Origin of the sequence: Herbidospora galbida, from assembly GCF_005233835.1 — a bacterium.
Classification (GTDB): domain Bacteria; phylum Actinomycetota; class Actinomycetes; order Streptosporangiales; family Streptosporangiaceae; genus Herbidospora; species Herbidospora galbida.
Map to the genome: position 1 here is coordinate 99356 of NZ_SZQA01000014.1, position 18856 is coordinate 118211.

At 68.6% G+C, this 18856-nt stretch carries 25 protein-coding genes; 18 read left to right on the forward strand and 7 right to left on the reverse strand.

Translation table 11 applies throughout. The annotated features are described in order from the left end of the window. The first annotated feature begins 28 nt into the window (after positions 1-28). From FDA94_RS16430 to FDA94_RS16440, 3 genes are read left to right on the forward strand one after another with little or no spacing between them, the layout of a single operon-like run. Entirely contained in the window at positions 29-556 is a 528-nt protein-coding gene (locus FDA94_RS16430) for a cysteine hydrolase family protein (RefSeq protein ID WP_137247935.1), read from the forward strand. Next, positions 553-1446, forward strand: a complete 894-nt coding sequence (locus FDA94_RS16435) for a GlxA family transcriptional regulator (protein WP_137247936.1) — start codon at positions 553-555, stop codon at positions 1444-1446. Before FDA94_RS16430 ends, FDA94_RS16435 begins: the two co-directional genes overlap by 4 nt. Before the next feature lie 42 nt (positions 1447-1488). Next, positions 1489-2025, forward strand: coding sequence for a hypothetical protein (locus FDA94_RS16440; RefSeq protein WP_137247937.1), 537 nt, complete (start codon positions 1489-1491; stop codon positions 2023-2025). Here the strand turns inward: FDA94_RS16440 and FDA94_RS16445 are convergent. Beyond that, positions 2000-2644, reverse strand: a complete 645-nt coding sequence (locus tag FDA94_RS16445; protein ID WP_137247938.1) for a response regulator — start codon at positions 2642-2644, stop codon at positions 2000-2002. The genes FDA94_RS16440 and FDA94_RS16445 overlap by 26 nt on opposite strands. Continuing rightward, entirely contained in the window at positions 2641-3570 is a 930-nt protein-coding gene (locus FDA94_RS16450) for a sensor histidine kinase (RefSeq protein ID WP_137247939.1), read from the reverse strand. The genes FDA94_RS16445 and FDA94_RS16450 overlap by 4 nt, the downstream gene beginning before the upstream one ends. A 182-nt stretch (positions 3571-3752) precedes the next feature. On the opposite strand from FDA94_RS16450, the gene FDA94_RS16455 reads away from it, so the two are divergent. Both FDA94_RS16455 and FDA94_RS16460 read left to right on the forward strand, forming a co-directional pair. Next, positions 3753-4196, forward strand: a complete 444-nt coding sequence (locus FDA94_RS16455) for a CBS domain-containing protein (RefSeq protein ID WP_062336503.1) — start codon at positions 3753-3755, stop codon at positions 4194-4196. 125 nt (positions 4197-4321) lie between these two features. Beyond that, entirely contained in the window at positions 4322-5605 is a 1284-nt protein-coding gene (locus FDA94_RS16460) for an ArsB/NhaD family transporter (protein ID WP_137247940.1), read from the forward strand. Here the strand turns inward: FDA94_RS16460 and FDA94_RS16465 are convergent. Continuing rightward, a complete protein-coding gene (locus FDA94_RS16465; protein WP_137247941.1) occupies positions 5596-6729 on the reverse strand; it encodes an esterase-like activity of phytase family protein in 1134 nt (377 codons plus the stop codon). The two genes, FDA94_RS16460 and FDA94_RS16465, sit on opposite strands and share 10 nt — an antisense overlap. 103 nt (positions 6730-6832) lie before the next feature. Between FDA94_RS16465 and FDA94_RS39915 the strand changes: the two genes are divergently transcribed. Both FDA94_RS39915 and FDA94_RS16470 read left to right on the forward strand, forming a co-directional pair. Next, entirely contained in the window at positions 6833-7093 is a 261-nt protein-coding gene (locus FDA94_RS39915; RefSeq protein WP_212735358.1) for a hypothetical protein, read from the forward strand. 219 nt (positions 7094-7312) lie between these two features. Then, positions 7313-9742 (forward strand): hypothetical protein, encoded by a 2430-nt coding sequence (locus FDA94_RS16470; protein ID WP_137247942.1) that lies wholly within the window; start codon positions 7313-7315, stop codon positions 9740-9742. A 4-nt stretch (positions 9743-9746) separates the two neighbouring features. Here FDA94_RS16470 and FDA94_RS16475 read toward each other — a convergent pair whose 3' ends face one another. Both FDA94_RS16475 and FDA94_RS16480 read right to left on the reverse strand, forming a co-directional pair. Further along, positions 9747-10406 (reverse strand): potassium channel family protein, encoded by a 660-nt coding sequence (locus FDA94_RS16475; RefSeq protein WP_170990979.1) that lies wholly within the window; start codon positions 10404-10406, stop codon positions 9747-9749. Next, entirely contained in the window at positions 10399-11763 is a 1365-nt protein-coding gene (locus tag FDA94_RS16480) for a TrkH family potassium uptake protein (protein WP_137247943.1), read from the reverse strand. The genes FDA94_RS16475 and FDA94_RS16480 overlap by 8 nt, the downstream gene beginning before the upstream one ends. A gap of 74 nt (positions 11764-11837) precedes the next feature. Between FDA94_RS16480 and FDA94_RS16485 the strand changes: the two genes are divergently transcribed. Then, positions 11838-12296, forward strand: a complete 459-nt coding sequence (locus FDA94_RS16485) for a MarR family winged helix-turn-helix transcriptional regulator (protein WP_137247944.1) — start codon at positions 11838-11840, stop codon at positions 12294-12296. 4 nt (positions 12297-12300) lie between these two features. Here the strand turns inward: FDA94_RS16485 and FDA94_RS16490 are convergent, their stop codons facing one another. Continuing rightward, positions 12301-12525: a hypothetical protein gene (locus FDA94_RS16490; protein WP_137247945.1), complete on the reverse strand. Its 225-nt coding sequence runs from the start codon at positions 12523-12525 to the stop codon at positions 12301-12303. A gap of 160 nt (positions 12526-12685) precedes the next feature. On the opposite strand from FDA94_RS16490, the gene FDA94_RS16495 reads away from it, so the two are divergent. The 10 genes from FDA94_RS16495 to FDA94_RS16540 all read left to right on the forward strand — a co-directional run bounded on the left by FDA94_RS16495 (position 12686) and on the right by FDA94_RS16540 (position 18278). Next, the gene (locus FDA94_RS16495; protein WP_137247946.1) at positions 12686-13642 is read left to right on the forward strand and encodes an AraC-like ligand-binding domain-containing protein; all 957 of its coding nucleotides are present in this window, start codon (positions 12686-12688) and stop codon (positions 13640-13642) included. Positions 13643-13661: 19 nt separating this feature from the next. Then, positions 13662-14615 carry a BtrH N-terminal domain-containing protein gene (locus FDA94_RS16500; RefSeq protein ID WP_246059965.1) on the forward strand — a complete coding sequence of 318 codons (954 nt, stop codon included), beginning with the start codon at positions 13662-13664 and terminating at the stop codon, positions 14613-14615. Positions 14616-14981: 366 nt separating this feature from the next. Then, positions 14982-15410: a gas vesicle protein GvpJ gene (gvpJ, locus tag FDA94_RS41550; RefSeq protein WP_137247947.1), complete on the forward strand. Its 429-nt coding sequence runs from the start codon at positions 14982-14984 to the stop codon at positions 15408-15410. A gap of 1 nt (position 15411) precedes the next feature. Next, positions 15412-16170 carry a GvpL/GvpF family gas vesicle protein gene (locus tag FDA94_RS16510; RefSeq protein WP_137247948.1) on the forward strand — a complete coding sequence of 253 codons (759 nt, stop codon included), beginning with the start codon at positions 15412-15414 and terminating at the stop codon, positions 16168-16170. Then, the gene (locus tag FDA94_RS16515; RefSeq protein WP_137247949.1) at positions 16170-16409 is read left to right on the forward strand and encodes a gas vesicle protein GvpG; all 240 of its coding nucleotides are present in this window, start codon (positions 16170-16172) and stop codon (positions 16407-16409) included. Before FDA94_RS16510 ends, FDA94_RS16515 begins: the two co-directional genes overlap by 1 nt. Before the next feature lie 22 nt (positions 16410-16431). Beyond that, positions 16432-16671 (forward strand): gas vesicle protein GvpO, encoded by a 240-nt coding sequence (gene gvpO / locus FDA94_RS16520; RefSeq protein WP_246059966.1) that lies wholly within the window; start codon positions 16432-16434, stop codon positions 16669-16671. A 4-nt stretch (positions 16672-16675) separates the two neighbouring features. After that, positions 16676-17023 (forward strand): gas vesicle protein, encoded by a 348-nt coding sequence (locus FDA94_RS16525; RefSeq protein WP_137247951.1) that lies wholly within the window; start codon positions 16676-16678, stop codon positions 17021-17023. Further along, positions 17016-17783 (forward strand): GvpL/GvpF family gas vesicle protein, encoded by a 768-nt coding sequence (locus tag FDA94_RS16530; RefSeq protein ID WP_137247952.1) that lies wholly within the window; start codon positions 17016-17018, stop codon positions 17781-17783. Before FDA94_RS16525 ends, FDA94_RS16530 begins: the two co-directional genes overlap by 8 nt. Then, the gene (locus FDA94_RS16535; RefSeq protein WP_137247953.1) at positions 17773-17985 is read left to right on the forward strand and encodes a gas vesicle protein; all 213 of its coding nucleotides are present in this window, start codon (positions 17773-17775) and stop codon (positions 17983-17985) included. Before FDA94_RS16530 ends, FDA94_RS16535 begins: the two co-directional genes overlap by 11 nt. Next, positions 17982-18278, forward strand: coding sequence for a gas vesicle protein K (locus FDA94_RS16540; protein WP_137247954.1), 297 nt, complete (start codon positions 17982-17984; stop codon positions 18276-18278). Before FDA94_RS16535 ends, FDA94_RS16540 begins: the two co-directional genes overlap by 4 nt. A 77-nt stretch (positions 18279-18355) precedes the next feature. On the opposite strand, the gene FDA94_RS16545 is transcribed toward FDA94_RS16540, so the two are convergent. Continuing rightward, the gene (locus tag FDA94_RS16545; protein ID WP_137247955.1) at positions 18356-18799 is read right to left on the reverse strand and encodes a DUF2267 domain-containing protein; all 444 of its coding nucleotides are present in this window, start codon (positions 18797-18799) and stop codon (positions 18356-18358) included. Positions 18800-18856 lie beyond the last annotated feature (57 nt).

The window sequence follows — 18856 nt, forward strand, 5'->3', positions numbered from 1 at the left end:
CGCGTTCGCTGAGGTGAGACTGGTGGACATGAAGCGAGCCCTCGTCGTCATCGATGTCCAGGAATCCTTCCGCGCCCGCCCGGAGTGGGACACGATCGGCAACCCGAAGATCTTCGACCCGGTGAACCGGCTGGTCCGGGCCGCCCGGTCGAACGGCGATCTCGTCGTGTGGGTGCTGCACGCCGAGCGCGGCAGCGGTGGGGTGTTCGACCCGGAGAACGGGTTCGTCCGGCTCATGCCCGAGCTCGACCGGCCCGCCCCCGGCGACCTGCTGATCGAGAAGTCCTCTCACAACGCGTTCACCACGACCAACCTTCAGCAGAAGCTCACCGAGGCCGGAGTGGGGGAGCTGGTGGTGTGCGGGATCCGTACCGAGCAGTGTGTGGAGACCACCGCCCGCCTGGCCGGTGACCTGGGCTATCAGGTCGTCTTCGTGACCGACGCGACCACCACCGAGGGTGTCGGCGGCTTCTCCCCCGAGGAGATCACGGCCCGCACCGAGGCCGTGCTCCGCGACCGCTTCGCTCGCATCGCGACGGTGTCCGAGCTGGTATGACACTGGTCGTCTTCGCCCTGGTCGACAACGTGCACCTGCTCGACCTGGCCGGTCCGGCCCAGGTGTTCGACACGGCCGGCTACCGCCTGGCCTACGTCGCCGACCGACCGCAGGTGACCAGCGCCCAGGGCCTGCCAGTCGTGGCCGCGCGGGAGTTGCCCGCCCTGGGCGTGGACGACCTGGTCGTGGTGCCCGGCTGGCGCGGCGAGACCGATCTCTCCGAGCGCCTGCTGGCGCGGCTGCGACGCCACCATGAGGCGGGCGGCGTGGTCGCGAGCGTCTGCGCCGGCGCCCGCGCGCTCGGCGCGGCCGGCCTGCTCGACGGCCGCCGCTGCACCACCCACCACGACCTTCAAGACGACCTGGCCCGCCGTCACCCCGGGGCCACCGTGGTCCGCGACGTGCTGTTCACCGTGGACGACCGCGTCATCACCTCGGCCGGCATCGCCAGCGGCGTCGACCTGGCCCTCCACGTGGTCGCCACCCGCCACGGCCCGGCCAGAGCCGCCCAGGTGGCCCGCGAGATGGTCGTCTACGCCCGCCGCAACGGCGCGGAACCGCAGGCCAGCGCGATGCTCCGGCATCGAAATCACCTCGACGACACCGTCCACCAGGTCCAGGACCTGATCGACACCCGCTTCACCGAACCCCTGCCGCTGTCCCGCCTGGCCGCCCACGCGGGGGTCAGCGAACGCACCCTGACCCGTCTGTTCACCCGCGCCACCGGTCTCACCCCCTTGCGCTACCAGCAGGCCCTCCGGGTGGAACACGCCGAACACCTGATCGGCCACGGCACGACGGTCGAGGCGGCGGCGAGAGAGTCCGGCTTCGACGACGCCCGCATGCTGCGCCGCCTGCGCTCCCGTTTCCGCCCGGTACCTCCTGGGTAAAACCGAACGAATGGGGTGATCTTCACAATTAAGCGGGGTGCCATGGCAGCGTTCGACCGAGACGCCGGATTAGCCGAATATCACGAGGCCCTCGCCAAGGCGAAGGAGAGCGCGCGGGTCGCCCCCTCCTCGGTGAGCCACCGTGTCCGCGGCGCCGCCGCCATGGTCTTCGCCCTGCTCTTCCTGCTGGGTGCCGCCGCCATGTTCTACGGCGATTGGTACGCCCCGACCCACGGCACGCCCGCGACCGGGACCATCACCGAAGTCGGCGGACGGGGGATGCAGGTCGCCTTCACGACCGCCGAGGGTGTGCCCCAGACAGGGAGCACCGAGACGGTGTCGGGCGCGCGGGTGGGCGGGCAACTGGAGATCCTCTACATGGAGGGCCCGCCGTCCACGGAGGTCGTGCAAGTCTGGAACGCCGCCACTCCGCCGAGCCTGGGCCTCGCGGTGATCTCCTCTCTCGTGGGTCTCATCGCGCTGGCCGTCGGTCTCGTGGAGTTCTCCGGGCGAGCTCCCTGGCGCGACGCCGTCGTGCTCGACGAGACGTCGATCACGGCTCGATCAGACCGGACCTGATGGCGTAGCGGGTCAGGTCGAGCCGGTCGCTCATGCCGAGCTTGGCCAGGATGTTGGCCCGGTGGCGGTCGACCGTCTTCGGGCTGATGACCAGGGTCTCGGCGATGGCCTTGGCCGAGTTGCCCTCGGCGATCAGCTTGACGATCTCCTCCTCGCGCGGGGTGAGGATCTGGTCGGGGAGGGCCTCGCCCCGGCGGTGCCGATGGAGGTAGTCGCGGATCAGCGCGGTGACCGCGCCCGGGTAGAGGAACGGCTCGCCGCGTACGGCGGCCCGGCAGGCCTCGATCAGGTCGCGGTCGGCGACCGACTTGAGCACGTAGCCCGACGCGCCGGCCTTGAGCGACTCGAAGAAGTACTGCTCGTTGTCGTACATCGACAGGATCAGGATGCGGATCCCCGGCCACCGTTTCGAGATCTCCCTGGCGGCCTGCAGGCCGGTCATCCGGGGCATCGCGATGTCGAGGACGGCGAGGTCGACGTCCTCCCCCCGGCAGGCCTCGACCGCCTCGGCGCCGTCGGCGGCCTCCGCGACGACCTCCAGGTCGGGTTCGGCGTCGAGGATCAGCCGCACCCCCCGGCGCACCAGCGCATGGTCGTCGGCCAGCAGGATCCGCGTCATCCGATCACCCCGGGTATGGTCAGCGTGACCTCGGTGCCCTGCGCCGACGTCACGGTCAGGCGGGCGCCGATCAGCAGCGCCCGTTCCTGCATACCCCGCATTCCGGCCCCTTCGGCACGCGCGCCGCCGATTCCGTCATCGGTGATCTTGAGCACCAGGTCGGGGCCGTCGGGGCGGAGCGAGAGCCGTACCGACGAGGCCTTGGAGTGGCGGACCACGTTGGTGAGGCTCTCTTGGGCGATGCGGTAGATGACCAGCTCGACCTCGGGGGTGAGCGGCGGCAGCGCCTCGATCCGGCGGGTCACGTCGACGGCGGGGGCCACGTCGGCGGCCAGCGCGGTCAGCGCGCTGTGCAGGCCGAGGTCTTCGAGCACCCCCGGGCGGAGCCGCCGGGCGACCTGCCTGACCTCGTCGAGGCTGCCCCGGACGGTGTCTCTGACCAGCTGCAGCTCCTCCGACAGTTCGGCGGGCGCGCGGTCGGCGACCCGCTTGAGGCCGAGCAGCGCTACGGTCAGGCTCTGGCCGATCTCGTCGTGCAGTTCGCGGGCGATGCGCTGGCGTTCGTTCTCCTGGGCGGCCAGGGCGTGCGCACTGGCGGAGGACCGCTCGGTCTCCAGCCGTTCGAGCATGGTGTTGAAGGAGTCGATCAGGTAGGTCAGGTCGCCGTTGCCCCGGTCGACCGCCCGGTCGTGGGTGTGCAGGTCGACGCGGTGCATGAGGGCCGTGAGGGTGGTCAGCGGGGCGAGGCTGCGCCGCAGCAGCAGCGCGTTGGTGATCAGGATGATGGCCAGCCCGGCGCCCAGCACCAGGATCTCGCGGAGCAGGACCGGCGACGACACCGTGGCCGGAGAGAACGCCAGCGCGAGCGTGCCGATCGTGAACACCGCGCCGTTGATCACACACAGTCGCCAGAACAAGGGCCCCATGGCTCCAGGTTGGCAAGCATTGCCCGTTCTGTCCATGCAGGTTGTGGGGCGGCAAAGATGGGTGCCAGACCCCATAGTCGGACAAAAGGCCAGCAGGAAGACTGAAGGAGTTCCTAATCCGGAGGTGACAGGCCGTGACCGAAATCTACGCGCCCTACCGTCCGGCGCGAGTGGATGGTGACATGCAAGCGCGCGACATCGCAGCGACCCTGCCGACCGTGACGTCGACCGACTCGGTCGTCCGCGCGGTCCGGATCATGGTCCTGAACCGGCTCCCCGGCCTGATCGTGGTCGACGGGCAGTCCCGGCCCTGGACGGTCCTGCCGGGCACCCAGGTGCTCCGGCTGGCCATCCCGCTGAGCATCCACGAGGACCCCGCCCTGGCGCGGACGCTGGACGAGACCCACGCCGATGTGTTCTGGCAGGAGATCGGCAACCTGACCGTGGGCGACTGCCTGCCCAAACCCGTGGCCCGACCCGTGACCGTCCCGATGGGGGCGACGCTGCTGGAGATCGCCGCGCTAATGGCGCGGGCCCGCAGCCCGCTGGTGGCGGTGGTCCGCGACGACGGCACACTCCATGGCGCGATCACGCTCGAACGACTGCTGATCAGCCTGTCCATCTGAGGCCTGACCTTTTCTGACTTGGGCGCCGGCGGCCGCGACTGTGCGGGCGGTCCCCGCCGGCGCCCAACCCCTCACTTGCCCGGAGGTCGTTTTCGCATGCCCACCGTTCCGCTGGTCAGGCCGGGATGAGCGCAATCCTCGCCGTCGTCGTCTTCGTGATCGCGTTCTACTTCATCGCCACGGAGAAGGCGAACAAGGTCAAGGTCGTTCTCATCGCCGCCGGGGTCATGACCGTCCTCGGATTCGCGCCCGGAGCGGAAGTGTTCTTCTCCGAGCACTCCGGCGTCGACTGGAACGTCATCTTCCTGCTGCTCGGCATGATGGTCATCGTCGGGGTGGTCAAACAGACCGGGCTGTTCGACTACCTGGCCATCTGGGCGGCGAAACGGTCGCTCGGGCGGCCGTACCGGCTGATGGTGATGCTGATGGCCATCACGGCCGTCGCCTCGCCGTTCCTCGACAACGTCACCACGATCATGCTGGTCGCGCCGGTGACGGTGATGGTCTGCAACCGGCTGCGCATCCCCGCCCAGCCCTATCTGATCGCCGAGATCCTCGCCTCGAACATCGGCGGCGCCGCCACCCTGATCGGCGACCCGCCCAACATCATCATCGGCAGCCGCGCGGGCCTGACCTTCAACGACTTCCTGATCCACATGGCCCCGGCCGTCGTCGTGATCTTCGTGGCGTTCGTGCTGCTCACCTATCCGCTGTTCCGCAAGTCCTTCGAGTACCACCCCGAGCACGTCGCGGCCGTCATGGCCCTCCAGGAGAAGCGGGCCATCACCGACAAGCGGCTGCTGGTCAAGTCGCTGATCGTCATGGGCGCCGTGGTCGTCGCCTTCGGGCTGCACGCCGTCGTCCACCTGCAGCCGTCGATCATCGCGCTCGTGGGCGCCGGGGTGATGCTGCTGGTCACCAAGGTCGACCTCTCGGACGTCCTCAAAGAGGTCGAATGGCCCACGCTGGTCTTCTTCATGGGCCTGTTCGTGATGGTCGCCGGCCTCACCCACACCGGGGCGATTCGGGCGATCGGCGAGTGGACCGTCGACCTGTTCGGCCAGAACCACTTCGCCGCCGCCACGTCACTGCTCTTCGGCTCGGCCGTGCTGGGGGCGTTCTTCGACAACATCCCGTACGTCGCCACGATGGCCCCCGTCGTCGAGGGCATGGCCGCCGCCGCCCCCGACCCGCAGACCTCACAGGCCCTCTGGTGGTCGTTCGCCTTCGGCGCCGACTTCGGGGGCAACGGCACGGCCGTCGCGGCCAGCGCCAACGTGGTCGCGATCGGCATCGCCGCCCGGACGGGCAACCCGATCTCGTTCTGGCAGTTCACCCGGTACGGAATCGTGGTGACCCTGCTGAGCACGACCATGGCGTGGGCCTACATCTGGCTCCGCTACTTCTGACGGGCCTTCGCGTGTCCGACGGGGCAGCCCTTGGCCGCGTACAGGAGGAACTGGGTCGACTCCTCGGCGGAGAAGTTGTCGTCGGAACCGATCACCAGGGTGCACTCACCCGACTTCAGGCGCGGTCCCCAGGCCAGGCTCTCGAGGTTCTGCGTGGGCTCGGGCCGGTTGATGTCGAGGACCAGCGTCTTGCGGACCGGCCGGTAGAACATGCGGGTCATCAGGCTGTCGCGGTTCAGGATGTTGGTCGCGCCGCGCAGGTCGATCTCGTAGAGGCGCACCCGGTAGTTGACGCCCTCGATCCACGACCGCTCCAGCGCCAGGTAGCGGTGGTCGTCGATGGCCAGCAGCTCCGAGACCCCGCTGTCGGTGGCCCCCGTCGGCGGGATCGGGGCGGCGGGCAGCTTCTCGATCGGGTAGGCGTACTGACCGCGGACCCGGCCGTTGCGGTTCCACACGGTGATCCGGGCCGGGGCGCCGCCGTCGACGGCCGGCGGGGTCCCGTCTTCGAAACGCGGCCCCTCGACGATCGCGGCGATCCGGTGCTTGGTCAGCGTCAGGCCCTCGATGCCGAAGTTGCGGCGCGGCCCCCGGTTCTCGCTCGTCAGCAGCAGGTTGCCGGGCAGCTGGAGGCCCCGGACGTGCTCACCCTGCCGGTTGACCCAGCGGATGAACTGCTGCGACAGCGGAATGGCGGTGTTCTGCGGATCGGGCCGGTCACCCTCGCTCGACCAGATGAGCTTGCGGCTCAGCGGATCCCAGCGAATGCTCTCCGGATCGGCCGACTCGGGCTGCGCGTAGGCGGGATAGGGCGACCCGTCGGGCCGCTTCAGGGTGTAGACGCTGTCGAGCGACACCCCGCGGAACTCGCCGGTCCGCTTGTTGATGTCGAGCTTGCCCGTGTAGAACCGGGCCGGCTGGTAGCGCCAGCGGTCGTCGGAGATGAAATACCAGGTCCCGGTGGCCGGGTCACGGTCGATCCCGGAGATCCCGCCGAACGTGGTCCCCTCGACCTGGGTCAGGTGCGGCAGCCGCTGCTCACCGAGGAACCGGGTGATCCGGAAATCGGGCCGGTCGGCCGCCAGCGCGGGCAGCGCCGGGAGCGCCATTCCGGCCAACGCCATAGCGACCACGGCAATCCGGGCAATATTGTGTCGCACGATTCTCCTCGTTCCCCGAACAATCCGTTCGTGGTTATGAGATCGCGTTTGACGGCACAAGTCACGCGTGGAAATCCTGGGCGTGCTTACGCATATCGTGCATGCCGCCACCAAAGCCCTATCCGACGAGCAATTTGGTTCCACCGGGCAGTGGGGGGATGCGTCCGTGGAGGGCTTCGATGGCGTACCGGTAGGGAACGCCCTTTCCGTCGATCACCGGCATGAAGGCGGGACACCGCTCCCGGGTCGCGGCGCAGAATTCATCTTCACCAGGTCGAAACCGATCTCGATCGGCAGCGCCAGTGGAGTGATGGAGACCTTGCCCTGAAACCAGCCGCATCCGGAAAGCGGCAATACCGCGGCCAACAATGCGATCAGGAGGCGACGCATGAAATAATGGTGACACAGTATGTTTATTTCAACTACTGCGAATATTCGGGCCATTCCATGGAATTGTGCAGGGTTTCCGGAGGGGGCCGGTTGCGGCGATTTGCCATCCAAGGCGATGTCTTCGGCAGAGAATGAAGACGTGACCGATATGCGTGACATGTCTGCGCCCGCGGACTGGAGCCCGGCAGAGCAGCGGCTGTGGACCGCCTTCACCCACGGCACCCAGCTCGACCTGGGCGGGTTGAGTCCGGTCGTCGGCTCACCCAACGGTGAGTACTGGGGCGAAGACCAGATCATCCGCGCCGAGGCCCTCGCCCACCTGCTGATCCACGGCCCCGAACAAGAACCAGGCAAGCCGCCCCGGCTCATCCTCAAGGGCGCCCGGATAACCGGTCGTTTCGACGCCGGGTGCGCCGAGCTCGCGTCGTTCCTCTTCATCGAGTGTGTCTTCGACCAGACGCCTTTCATGAACGACGCGAAACTCCAGTTCATGGGGTTTCAGAAGTGCCGCCTCCCGGGTCTCGACGCCGCGCGGATCCGCTGTGACGGCCCGGTGTGGCTGGATGACACCCGGTTCTTCGGTCCTGTCGTGCTGGAGGACACCGAGATCGGCGGCGATCTGCGGATCAAGGCGACGACCGTGGACGCGGGTCATGACCGCGTGGCCATCCAGCTCGACGCCGCGCACGTCGCCAACCATCTCGTCCTGCACGGGGCCCGAACGATCGGTGCGATCAGCATGGTCAACCTCCGGGCCGACGGAAATCTCGTCCTCAGGGACGCCCATTTCGACATGCCGGGAGGCTGGGCCGTCCACGCCCCGAGGCTTGTCGTCGGCGGCTCCGTCTTCGGCGAGTCGGGCATCCGGGTGACGGGAGGGGTGATGCTTGGGGGATCCAGTGTGGCGGGCGAAGTACTGCTGGATCGAATAGAGATCTCGCGGCCGCTGGAGATGGCACTCGACCTCGACCACAGCCGCTTCGCGCTGGGATTCAAGTGCCTGAACGGCAGAATCCACGGCGCCATACGCCTCCACCACATGATCGTCGGCTGCCAGGTGGATCTGCAGAACACCCGGATCACCCAGGTCAAGAAGGGCGTCGACGCGGTCCGTGCCGACCATCTCGAAGTGGACGGTACCGCGGTCTTCGCCGACGTGGATCTGGACGGCCCACTCAACCTGCACGGCGCAAAGATCGCCTGCAACCTGATCCTCTCCGGGGCGAAACTCCGTGGTGTGGAGAAGCAGGCCGCGTTCAACGCCGACGGCGCGCGGATCGGAAACCATCTCATCGCCAGGGACTGCACCGCCGACGGTGGAGTCGTGCTGACCGCTGCGGAGATCGAAGGCAACACGAACTTCATCGACGCCACGCTGCGAAACGGCGCCGCGGTGGCCTTCGACCTGCGCCGAGCGATTCTCAAGGGTTCCTTGCAGGCTGGGGGGTCACTGACCGTCACCGGGACGATGGCGCTCACCAACGCGTCCGTGGGCGTCGACCTCGTGCTCAGAGACGCGACGCTGACCAATCCCCGGGGCAAGGCGATGGCGGCCACGGGCCTCCAGGTCGCCGGTGACCTCATCGCCGACCGATGCACCACCGCAGGGCTGATCGATCTCGCGGGCAGCGCGATCAAGGGTGATCTGCGTCTTGTCGACGCCGAACTGAAGGGCCTGAGCGCCGACGAAGCCTCGCGCGGCACGGTCGTCGACCCGAAGGGCGAGTGGCGTGGCCTGGCCGTGCGCTGCACCGGCGCGCGCGTCGACGGCGACGTCGATCTGCGGGGCGCGCAGTTGCACCGGGAACTCGGGCTGAACGGCGTGAACGTCGGGCGGACGGTCCGGATCGAGGGCACCCATCTGGCCGCGGAAGGCCCGTCGGCACTGACCGCCGACGGCCTCGTCGCGGAGACCCTCGTCCTGAAGCCTGCCGCACCGCCCGTCCACGCTGTCTCGCTGGCGTCGGCGCACGTCACGGAACTGGTCGACGGAGCGGCCTCCTGGCCGTCCACGGCGCCGATCAACCTCTCCGGATTCCACTATGAGCGGCTCGACTCCGACCTCCCCGTCGAAGACCGGCTGAACCTGTTACGCCGGGCGACCCCCGTATACGCCGCCGGCCCCTACGAGAAGCTCGCCGCCTGTCTCGAACTCGCCGGGCAGGACGCGGACGCGCGCGTCGTCCGCCATGCCTCGATCCGGCGCTCCTACCAGGCGAAGAACCCGGTGATCCGGCTGTGGGGCAACCTGCAGGATCTCGTGGTCGGCTACGGTTACGCGCCCGGCCGGGCCCTCGCGATCTCCGTGCTGCTCCTGCTGGGAGCCGGGCTGTGGTTCACGGTCGGCGTGACCGGCTGCCTGCCGGCGAGTCCGGGGCTGTGCCCGGTCAAGGCCGACGAACACCCCACCTGGGACGCCTGGCTCTACTCGCTGGATCTGCTGATCCCGCTGGTCGACCTCGGCCACGAGAAGGCCTGGGACCCGCTCGGCGTCTCCAAGCTGGTGGCGCTCGCGCTGACCATGAGCGGCTGGGTGCTGACCACGGTGGTCATCGCCGCCGCCGGCCGCACTCTCCGCCGCTCGTGAGCGCTCATGGGAGTTCGGCGAAGCGCTCCACGTCGTCGGTTCGGCCGGAGATCAGGATCACGTCGCCGTAGCTGAGTTCGGTGTCGGCGGTCGCGTACGTGAAATCCTCGTTCGGACTCTTCACGGCCACCACCGTGACCCCGTATTTGCGCCGCAGGTTCGACTCCCCAAGGGGGCGCCCCACGTATTCGCGCGGCGGGCGGGTCTTGCACAGCGCGAAGTCGTCGTCGACCTGCATGTAGTCGAGCATCCGCCCGCTCACCAGCCGGGCCACCCGCTCGCCCATGTCGTTGTCGGGGAACACCACGTGGTGTACGCCGATGCGGCGCAGGATCTGCCCGTGCTGTTTGGTGATGGCCTTGGCCCAGATGTCCTCGATCTCCATCTCGACCAACAGGGCGGCGGTCAGGATGCTCGCCTCCAGGCCGGTGCCGATCGCGACCACGGCCCGGTAGAAGTCGGGCACGCCCAGCTGGCGCAGCGCCTCCAGGTCGGTCGCGTCGGCGGTGGCCACGTGGGTGATGCTCCCGGCCAGATGCTGCACGGTCTTGGCATTGCTGTCGATGGCCAGCACCTCGGTGCCGCGGCGGGTGAGTTCGAGAGCCAGCGAGCTCCCGAACCGGCCCAGGCCGATCACCACGACGGCGTCGCTCTTGTCAGCCAACGATCACACGCTCCTCGGGAAGTTCGTAACGGCGCGTGCGTTCCTTCAGCGCCAGCGCCGAGCCAAGAGTGAGGGGCCCGATGCGCCCGATGAACATCAGGATCAGCAGCAGCACCTGCCCCGCCTGCGGCAGATCAGCCGTGATGCCGGTCGACAGGCCCACCACGCCGGTGGCCGACACGACCTCGAACAGCACCTCGCCCAGCGGATGGGGGCTGATCACCAGCAGCACGTACGTCGACAGGCCCACCAGCGCCGCGCTCATCGCCGTGATGACGATCGCCTGCCGCTGCACCGACGACGACAGCCGACGATGGCCGACGTTGACGTGGTTCTCGCCGCGCATCTCGGCCCACACGATGAGGATGATGAGCCCGAAGGTGGTCACCTTGATCCCGCCGGCCGTGCCGGCGCTGCCGCCGCCGATGAACATCAGCAGTTCGGTGGCCAGCCAGCTCGACGGCTCCATCGAGGCGATGTCGATGCTGTTGAACCCGCCCGATCGTGGCATCACGGCGGTGAAGAACGCCGCCAGCAGCTTCCCGGGGTCGTCGAGCGCGCCCAGCGTCTTCGGGTTGTGCCACTCGGCCGACAGGAAGACGAGCGTTCCCCCGGCCAGCAGGATGGTCGTCACAAACAGGGTGATCCGGGTCAGCACCGACCAGCGGCCGGGGTGGCGCCAGATCCGCACCAGCTCGAAGATGACGGGGAACCCCAGGCCGCCGACGATGACCGCGATCGCGATCGTCAGGCAGATCCACGGATCGGTGGCGAACCTGATCAGGCCGTCGGGCCACAGGGCGAAACCGGCGTTGTTGAACGCCGAGATCGCGTGGAAGAAGCCCAGGTAGGCGCCCCGCAGCACGGACTCGTCATAGGCGACGACGAACCGGACGGTCAGGATCGTGCCCGCCACGGTCTCGCAGAGGAGGCTGAACAGCACGACGTTGCGGACCACCCGCCGCACGTCGCTCATGTTCATCGCGCGGGTCTCGACCTGCGCGATCATCTGGGTGCGCAGCTTCAGCCGCCGCGCGATCAGGACGGTGAACAGGGTGGCCAGGGTCATGATCCCGAGGCCGCCCATCTTGATGAGCACGGCGATCACGATCTCGCCGAACACCGACCAGTGGGCCGCGGTGTCGACCATGACCAGACCGGTCACGCAGGCCGCCGAGGTGGCGGTGAACAGGGCCGGCATCAGCCCGGGGGAGGTCCCGGACGTCGTGGCGATCGGCAGCGACAGCAGCAGGGTGCCGACCAGGATGGCGAACCCGAACCCGCCGACGACCACACGAGCGGGATGGTGAAAGATCGACGGCCGGCGGACGCGCCGCGCCGTTAACAACCCAGCCATTGGGGAAACGCCTCCGGGAGCGCGGCGTGATCGGCCCCCACGCTAACAGCAACGGCCGGGTTAGGGTGGATCGCATGGCTCCCCGGCATGCATCCACCTTCGGCTGGTCCATGAGCGTGGTCCTGCGACACTGGCAGCAGTTCGCCGACGAGACGTTCAAAGACCTCCCCCACGGGGCTCGCGGGTTCAACCTGCTGTCGGTGGTGGTGCACGAGGAGGTCCGCACCCAGGGCGCGCTCGCGACCAGGCTGGCCGTCGACCGGACCGTCCTGACCTATGTGATCGATGACCTGGAGAAGGCCGGGCTGATCGAGCGTCAGCCCGACCCGCGCGACCGGCGGGCCCGCCGGATCGTCGCCACCGAGCAGGGGCGCAAGGTCCAGGCTGAGGGCGAGGAGCGCATGGCCGACGCCGAGGAACAGGTGCTCGGCGGCCTCACGGAAGACCAGCGGGAGGTCTTCCGCGAGTGCGCCGCCCGCGCCGCGGAGGCGATCTACAACGCCTCTCCCGGCGTAGATCTGTGCGGGCCGTAGTAGGTCAGGCGTACAGGAACCAGAACCACTGGTTGCCTCCCATGGTCTGGTAGACGCACCGGTAGCTGGTCCACCAGCCCCACTGGATGCCCAGGTTGCCGCCGTTGTAGCAGTCGGCCTGGAGGTAGTAGGCGTACCGGATGCTGTCGGCCTGCGCGGGCGCGGCGGTGACGGAGACGGTGAGGAACACGCCGCTGACGAGAGCGGCCGAAACGAGCAGTTTGCGCATGTCGATCCTCCTGGGGGAGTGGGGCCGGCACCCGGAATATCGCATCGGTTCCGGCGGTCTCCCAGACGTGCGCCTGGGTGCCGGGCGTCGACCTCGCAGGATCGTGTCCCGCGCGTGAAACCTTCAGCGGATCTTGAAGGTCTGACATATCGTCCAAAACGTGCAGACCACTCTCATTCGGCTGGACCACTTACCGGCCTGCGAGCGGTTCGACTTCTGGTGGGAGGCCGTCGGCCAGTCAGTGGTGTCGGTGGACGCCGCCAGCGCCCACGCCGCCGACTTCTGGGCCGAGATGACCGCCGTCGACCTCGGGCTGATCCAGATCTCCCGGGTCCGCTCGGCGTCGTTCGAGGCCCGCCGGACCACCCGGCGCATCCGCCAGTCGGACCCCGAGTTCTACCAGCTCAACTACACCGTGACCGGCAGGTCGGGCCTGGAGCAACAGGGTCGCCAGTGTGCCCTGAACGCCGGCGACTTCACCCTGTACGACACCTCGCGGCCCTTCCACGCCTGGTCGGCGGCCACCCCGAGCCAGCCGCCCCACGGCATCGTGGTCCAGTTCCCGCACCGGGCCATCCCCCTCCCGACGGGCACGGTCGAACGCCTGCTGTCGCAGCCGATCCCCGGCCGCACCGGCGTCAACGGCCTGCTGGCCGGCCTGCTCATGCGGCTCGCCGGCCCCCGGCCCGCCCCGGCCCCGCCGACCACGACCATCCTCGAACTGATCACCGGCCTGCTCGCCGACCACGCCGGCGTCGCCAAGCCCGGAGACATTCCGCTGATCAAGGTTCAGGCCTTCATCGAAGAGCACCTCCCCGACTCGGGCCTGTCCCCCACGTCCATCGCCCAGGCCCACCACATGTCCCTGCGCAATCTCCAGCGGCTGTTCGAGCGCCACGGCCTCACCGCTGCGACGTGGATCCGCGACCGCCGCCTGGCCCGCGCCCGCCGCGACCTGACCGATCCCCGCTGCGACACCCTGGCGGTCCGGTCGATCGGGGCCCGGTGGGGCTTCCAGAACGACGCGCATTTCAGCCGGACGTTCCGGGCGGCCTACGGGGTGTCGCCGGGGGCGTACCGGACGGGCGTCCGGGAGGGCTCGACTCTCACACCGTGAGAGGGTCCAGGCTTGTCCTGTGCGCCACTGCGAGACCACGGCCCTCGGGGTGCTGCTCCGGCACGAAGGGCTCGATCTGTCCGAACCGATGCTGTTCGGGCTCGGCTCGGGGCTGTCGTTCGTCTATTGGGACGGCAAGGCGATGCCCTTCCCCTTCATGGGCGGCCGGGTCAAGCCCTTCGAGCTCACCAGGAACCTGACCGCCCGCCTCGGCCTGACGCTCCGGGTCGAGGAGACCACCTCGCCGCGCAAGGCGTGGGAGAACGTGGCGGGGCCGGTCGACGCCGGGCGTCCGGTCGGGCTGCAGCTCGACTCCTACCACCTGGAGTACTTCGGGTCGAAGGTCCACTTCGGCGGCCACGTCGTCGCCCTGTACGGCTACGACGCGCATGACGTCCACCTGATCGACACCCAGCAGCAGGGCGGGCAGGTCCGCACCAGCCGGGAGAGCCTGGCCAGGGCCCGCGCCGAGCGCGGCCCGATGACCGCCAGGAACCGGTCGTTCACCATCACCGTGCCGGAGGGCCGGCCCGCGTGGCAGGCCCAGATCGTCTCCGCCCTCAGGGATTGCGCACAGACCTTTCTTTCTCCTCCCATCGCGAACCTCGGATATCGCGGTATCGAGAAAGCCGCCAAGCAGGTGCCCAAATGGCTGTCGCGCATCAGCGACCCGCGGCGGGACCTGCCGCAGGCCGCTCTCCTCATGGAGAAAGGCGGCACCGGCGGCTCCTTGTTCCGCGCCCTCTACCGCGATTTCCTCGGCGAATGCGCCGAATGGGTGGACGACCCCCATCTGCGCACCGCGCACCGGCTGTACGCCGAGGCCGCGCCCTTGTGGACCGAGGTGGCCGCCCTGATCGCCGAGGCCGGAGAGAACGGCGACGCGGCAGGTCTCGACCGGGCCGGCGCCATTCTTCATGAACTCTCCCGCGTCGAGACAAACGCCATGCGGGAGCTGCTCCAGGTGCAATAGGAAAGCGGCAAAGTTCTCGTTGAATTTCCTGGATGGACGGTCGCAGGGCGAAGGTCAAATTTGTCTCTTGTGATCGGCTATGTGGTTGTTCAAGCGGTTTGCGGGGATGGTGGGCCTGTTCGGGAAGGGATGAGCGCGATGGCCACACCGAAGGCACCGGTCCCTGCGCAGCCGCTCGCGCGGCTGGTCCAGGAACTGCGCGGCCTCCTTGGGGCCCTCGTCGAACGCGCCTTGCGCACCGCCGCCACACCCCCCGCCGGTGAGGCGCCCGTCGTCGCCCGGGAACGGCCGAACGCGAACGTCGCGCGGCCGGTACGGCGCCTCACCCGACCCGAAGGAGCAACGACCACCAGGGAGAGGTAACTCATGACGGTGCAGCCTGTGGGAAGCCGGCCGGGAGGCGGCGTACAGAAGGGCTCCTCCGGCAGTGGCCTGGCCGACGTCATCGACACGATCCTCGACAAGGGGCTCGTCATCGACGCCTATGTCAGCGTCTCGCTGATCGGGATCGAGATCCTCAGCATCGACGCCCGGATCGTCGTGGCGAGCGTGGACACCTACCTGCGCTTCGCCGAGGCGACGGGCCGGCTCGACCTCACCAAGTCCAGGAAGCCCGGACTGCCGGAGGTCGTGCAGAGCGTCACGAGCGGCGGCGGCAGCCAGGAGGCGCCGCAGGTCGAGAAGGTCGAGCAGCTGGAGCAGCAGACCAAGGAGCGCAACCCGCTGGAGGCCGCCGGCGACAAGCTGAACGACCTCTCCGGCGCGATTCCCCGTCAGAGCAGGCAGGAGGGCTGACATGGCCGAGTCCGCGACCTACATCTACGGCGTCGTCCCGCAGGACATCGAGGTCGACACGGAGGCCAGGGGCGTGGGAGACCCGCCCGGGGCCATCCAGTCGATCAGGCACGGCAAGATCGCCGCCCTGGTGAGCGACGTCAGTGCGGGCCGTCCGCTCGGCACGCCCAAGGATCTGTACGCCCACGAGCAGCTCCTCAACGCCACCGCCGCCGAGGTGCCCGTGCTGCCCATCCGCTTCGGCGCCGTAGTGGCCAGCCGGGAGGCCGTCGTCGAGGAGTTCCTGGCCCCGTACCACGACGAGTTCGTCGCCGCACTCAACGAGCTGGAAGGACGCGCCCAGTTCGTGATCAAGGGACGCTTCGACGAGGAGACGATCCTCGCCGAGATCCTGACCGAGAACCCCGAGGCGGACCAGCTCCGCGAGGAGATCAACGCCCTCCCCGAGGACGCCTCCCGCGACCACCGCATCCGCCTCGGCGAGATCATCAACCAGGCGATCGAGGACAAGCGCGACGCCGACACCGCCGCGATGTGGGACCAGGTCGAGCCCGTCAGCGTGATGCTGGCCGCCCGCCCGCCGTCGCACGAGTTCGACGCCGTCCACCTCGCCGCGCTCGTGGAGAACAGCCGGCAGGACGAACTGGAGCGCGCCGTCGAGAGCCTCGGGCAGAAGTGGGGCGACCAGGTCTCACTCAGCCTGTACGGGCCGATGGCGCCGTACGACTTCATCGTCTCGCAGGACCAGGACGCGGAGTGATGGGCCTGTTCTCCTCGATCTTCACGCTCCCGCTGGCACCGGTCAGAGGGGTGATCCGGCTGGGAGAGCTGCTGCGCGACGAGGCCGAGCGCAAACTCCGCGACCCGACGGTGGCCAGGCGGGAGCTGGAGCAGATCGAGGCCGCGCAGGCCGCGGGCGAACTGACCGAGGAGGAGGCGTCCGAGGCCATGAACGCGGTCCTGCAACGCATGATGCCGCAGGAGTCGGAGGGAGAGTGACCCGATGGGCACCCTGACGGCCGTGAGCGCAGGTGAGGCGGGAGTGAAACTGATCTCCGGCCTCACCTCGAAGGAGGCGGAGGGCGTCACCCTCGTCGAACCGGCGGAGGCCGGCTGGCTGGTGGTGGTCGAGGTCGTCGAGGACCGCCGCATCCCCTCCTCCGGCGACATCCTGGCGCTCTACGAGGCCGACCTCGACAAGGAGGGCAACCTCCTGTCGTACCGGAGAAAGGCGAGGTACCGCCGAGGCACGGGAGGCTGATGAGATGACCGACGGCTCACGCTACGCGCCGGCCGTACGCTCGGGCTCCCCGCCCGCCGCGCGCCGGGAGTCCGCCAACCTCGGCGACATCCTGGAACGCGTGCTCGACAGGGGCGTGGTGATCGCCGGGGACATCAAGGTGAACCTGCTCGACATCGAACTGCTCACGATCAAACTGCGCCTGGTGATCGCCTCGGTCGACACGGCCAAGGAGATGGGCATCGACTGGTGGGAGCACGACCCGTGGCTGACCGGCGACAGCAAGGCCCTCCAGGACGAGAACCGCCGGCTCCGCGCCCGCCTCGACGCCCTGGAGAACCGGTCCCTCGAACCCGGAGAGCACCATGACTGAGACCGGCACCTACCTGTACGCGGTGACCGAGGAGACCCCGTCTTCAGACGTGGAGGGGCTGCACGGCGTCGCCGACACCCAGGTACGAACCATTCCGTGCGAGGGACTGGTCGCCTACGTGAGTACCGTCCCGCTCGACCAGTTCGGCGCCGAACCGCTGAGACGGTCGATGGAAGACCTCGACTGGCTCGGCGAGACGGCCGGAGCCCACCACCACGTGGTGGAGGAGGTCGCGGACCGAGCTCCCGTGGCGCCCGTTCGCCTGGTGACGGTGTATCGCGGCGACGAACAGGTGAAGGACCTGCTTCGGGAACGCCATGACGATTTCGTGGACGTTCTCTCCAGCGTGGCCGGGCGCCGGGAGTGGGGCGTGAAGGCGTATGTCGACCTGAGCGCACCCGGGCCTTCCCGGACGGCGCCCTCGCTCGGTGGCCCGGGGACGGCCTACCTGAAGAGGCGCCAGGCGGGGCTGCGAAGCCGGGAGGAGGCGTGGAGGCAGGCCGCCGCCCACGCCGAACACCTGCACGCCACGCTCTCGACGGTCGCCGTCGCCAGTCACCGGCATCGTGCTCAGGACCCTGAACTGTCCGGGCGCAAGGAGGCGATGCTGCTCAACGGGGCCTACCTCGTCGAGCGATCCCGCGACGACGAGTTCTTGAAGACGGTCGACGACCTGCGCGACCGCGGTGTGGAGATCGAGCTGACCGGGCCCTGGGCGCCTTACTCCTTCACCGACCTGGAGGTGCGCGGTGACGGTTGACGGCCCTCGCGGCGCTGCCCTGGCTGAGCAAGGGCGGCTTCCGGCTGAGCGGGTGGCTCTGGTCGACCTGCTGGACCGGTTGCTGGCGGGCGGCGTGGTGGTCAGTGGGGACCTGGTGTTGTCCATCGCGGACATCGACCTGGTGCGGATCTCGCTGCGGGTTCTGATCATGTCGGTGCGCGAGAACTTGGGGGAGGCATGAGCGAGCCTGTCCGGACTGCCCGGATGCGGATTCAGGCCGATTCCGAGGCCATGGAGCGGGATCTGTCTCGGTTGGTGCTGACGTTGGTGGAGCTGGTGCGGCAACTGGTGGAGCGTCAAGCCATCCGGCGGATGGAGCAGACGGATCTGACCGATGAGCAGATCGAGGTGCTGGGGTTGACGTTGATGCGGCTGGAGGAGGCCATGACGGAGGTTTGTGAACGGTTCGGGCTCTCGCCCTCTGAGCTCAACCTGGATCTCGGTCCGCTGGGGACGCTGCTGCCGCAGGAGTAAAGCGGCACGATCAGCAGGACTGCGGCGGGCTGACCGGGCGCGATCAGGCCGCTCGGATCGCTCCTCGGCCGCGCGAGTCAGCCCTTGTCGTTCTTTTCCGCGCGCCACAACACGGCGCGCACGTCGTGGGGCAACCGCTCCAGCAGATGCATGACCGGCGATTCGGAGAGCTCTCCGCAGAGGAATTCGGTGACCGCGGGAGCGAGCTTCGGGACGTCGTGGAGGGCGATGCGGCCGGAACGGGCGAAGTATTCGACGAACTCCTCCCGGCTGCGGCGGATCGGCACCCGGTTGGGGTCCCAGCCGTTGTAGTACACCCCGCGCAGCAGATCCGGCAGTTGCGCCGCGAAATTGGCCCCGTTCTGGACGGTCAGACCGTCTCTGACCGCGTGCAGCCAGGCCCTCAGCACCCGCTGGGAGAAGTCGCGATCTTCGGTGCCGATCGCCTCGGAGAGGTGGGCCAGCCACCGGTTGGTGGTTTGAACGGTGTGCTCGATGCTCTGTACTCGTGTGTGCGACATTGTCTCCCCCGAGATGTGGTGTCGCTCTCACCGGCTCGATGCGTCGTCAGCTGGCGT

Coding starts and splice junctions, on each gene's coding strand:
- FDA94_RS16430 (WP_137247935.1), top strand. CDS start 29: ATGAAGCGAGCCCTCGTCGTCATCGATGTCCAGGAATCCTTCCGCGCC.
- FDA94_RS16435 (WP_137247936.1), top strand. CDS start 553: ATGACACTGGTCGTCTTCGCCCTGGTCGACAACGTGCACCTGCTCGAC.
- FDA94_RS16440 (WP_137247937.1), top strand. CDS start 1,489: ATGGCAGCGTTCGACCGAGACGCCGGATTAGCCGAATATCACGAGGCC.
- FDA94_RS16445 (WP_137247938.1), bottom strand. CDS start 2,644: ATGACGCGGATCCTGCTGGCCGACGACCATGCGCTGGTGCGCCGGGGG.
- FDA94_RS16450 (WP_137247939.1), bottom strand. CDS start 3,570: ATGGGGCCCTTGTTCTGGCGACTGTGTGTGATCAACGGCGCGGTGTTC.
- FDA94_RS16455 (WP_062336503.1), top strand. CDS start 3,753: ATGCAAGCGCGCGACATCGCAGCGACCCTGCCGACCGTGACGTCGACC.
- FDA94_RS16460 (WP_137247940.1), top strand. CDS start 4,322: ATGAGCGCAATCCTCGCCGTCGTCGTCTTCGTGATCGCGTTCTACTTC.
- FDA94_RS16465 (WP_137247941.1), bottom strand. CDS start 6,729: ATGGCGTTGGCCGGAATGGCGCTCCCGGCGCTGCCCGCGCTGGCGGCC.
- FDA94_RS16470 (WP_137247942.1), top strand. CDS start 7,313: ATGTCTGCGCCCGCGGACTGGAGCCCGGCAGAGCAGCGGCTGTGGACC.
- FDA94_RS16480 (WP_137247943.1), bottom strand. CDS start 11,763: ATGGCTGGGTTGTTAACGGCGCGGCGCGTCCGCCGGCCGTCGATCTTT.
- FDA94_RS16485 (WP_137247944.1), top strand. CDS start 11,838: ATGGCTCCCCGGCATGCATCCACCTTCGGCTGGTCCATGAGCGTGGTC.
- FDA94_RS16490 (WP_137247945.1), bottom strand. CDS start 12,525: ATGCGCAAACTGCTCGTTTCGGCCGCTCTCGTCAGCGGCGTGTTCCTC.
- gvpJ (WP_137247947.1), top strand. CDS start 14,982: ATGACGGTGCAGCCTGTGGGAAGCCGGCCGGGAGGCGGCGTACAGAAG.
- FDA94_RS16510 (WP_137247948.1), top strand. CDS start 15,412: ATGGCCGAGTCCGCGACCTACATCTACGGCGTCGTCCCGCAGGACATC.
- FDA94_RS16515 (WP_137247949.1), top strand. CDS start 16,170: ATGGGCCTGTTCTCCTCGATCTTCACGCTCCCGCTGGCACCGGTCAGA.
- FDA94_RS16525 (WP_137247951.1), top strand. CDS start 16,676: ATGACCGACGGCTCACGCTACGCGCCGGCCGTACGCTCGGGCTCCCCG.
- FDA94_RS16530 (WP_137247952.1), top strand. CDS start 17,016: ATGACTGAGACCGGCACCTACCTGTACGCGGTGACCGAGGAGACCCCG.
- FDA94_RS16540 (WP_137247954.1), top strand. CDS start 17,982: ATGAGCGAGCCTGTCCGGACTGCCCGGATGCGGATTCAGGCCGATTCC.
- FDA94_RS16545 (WP_137247955.1), bottom strand. CDS start 18,799: ATGTCGCACACACGAGTACAGAGCATCGAGCACACCGTTCAAACCACC.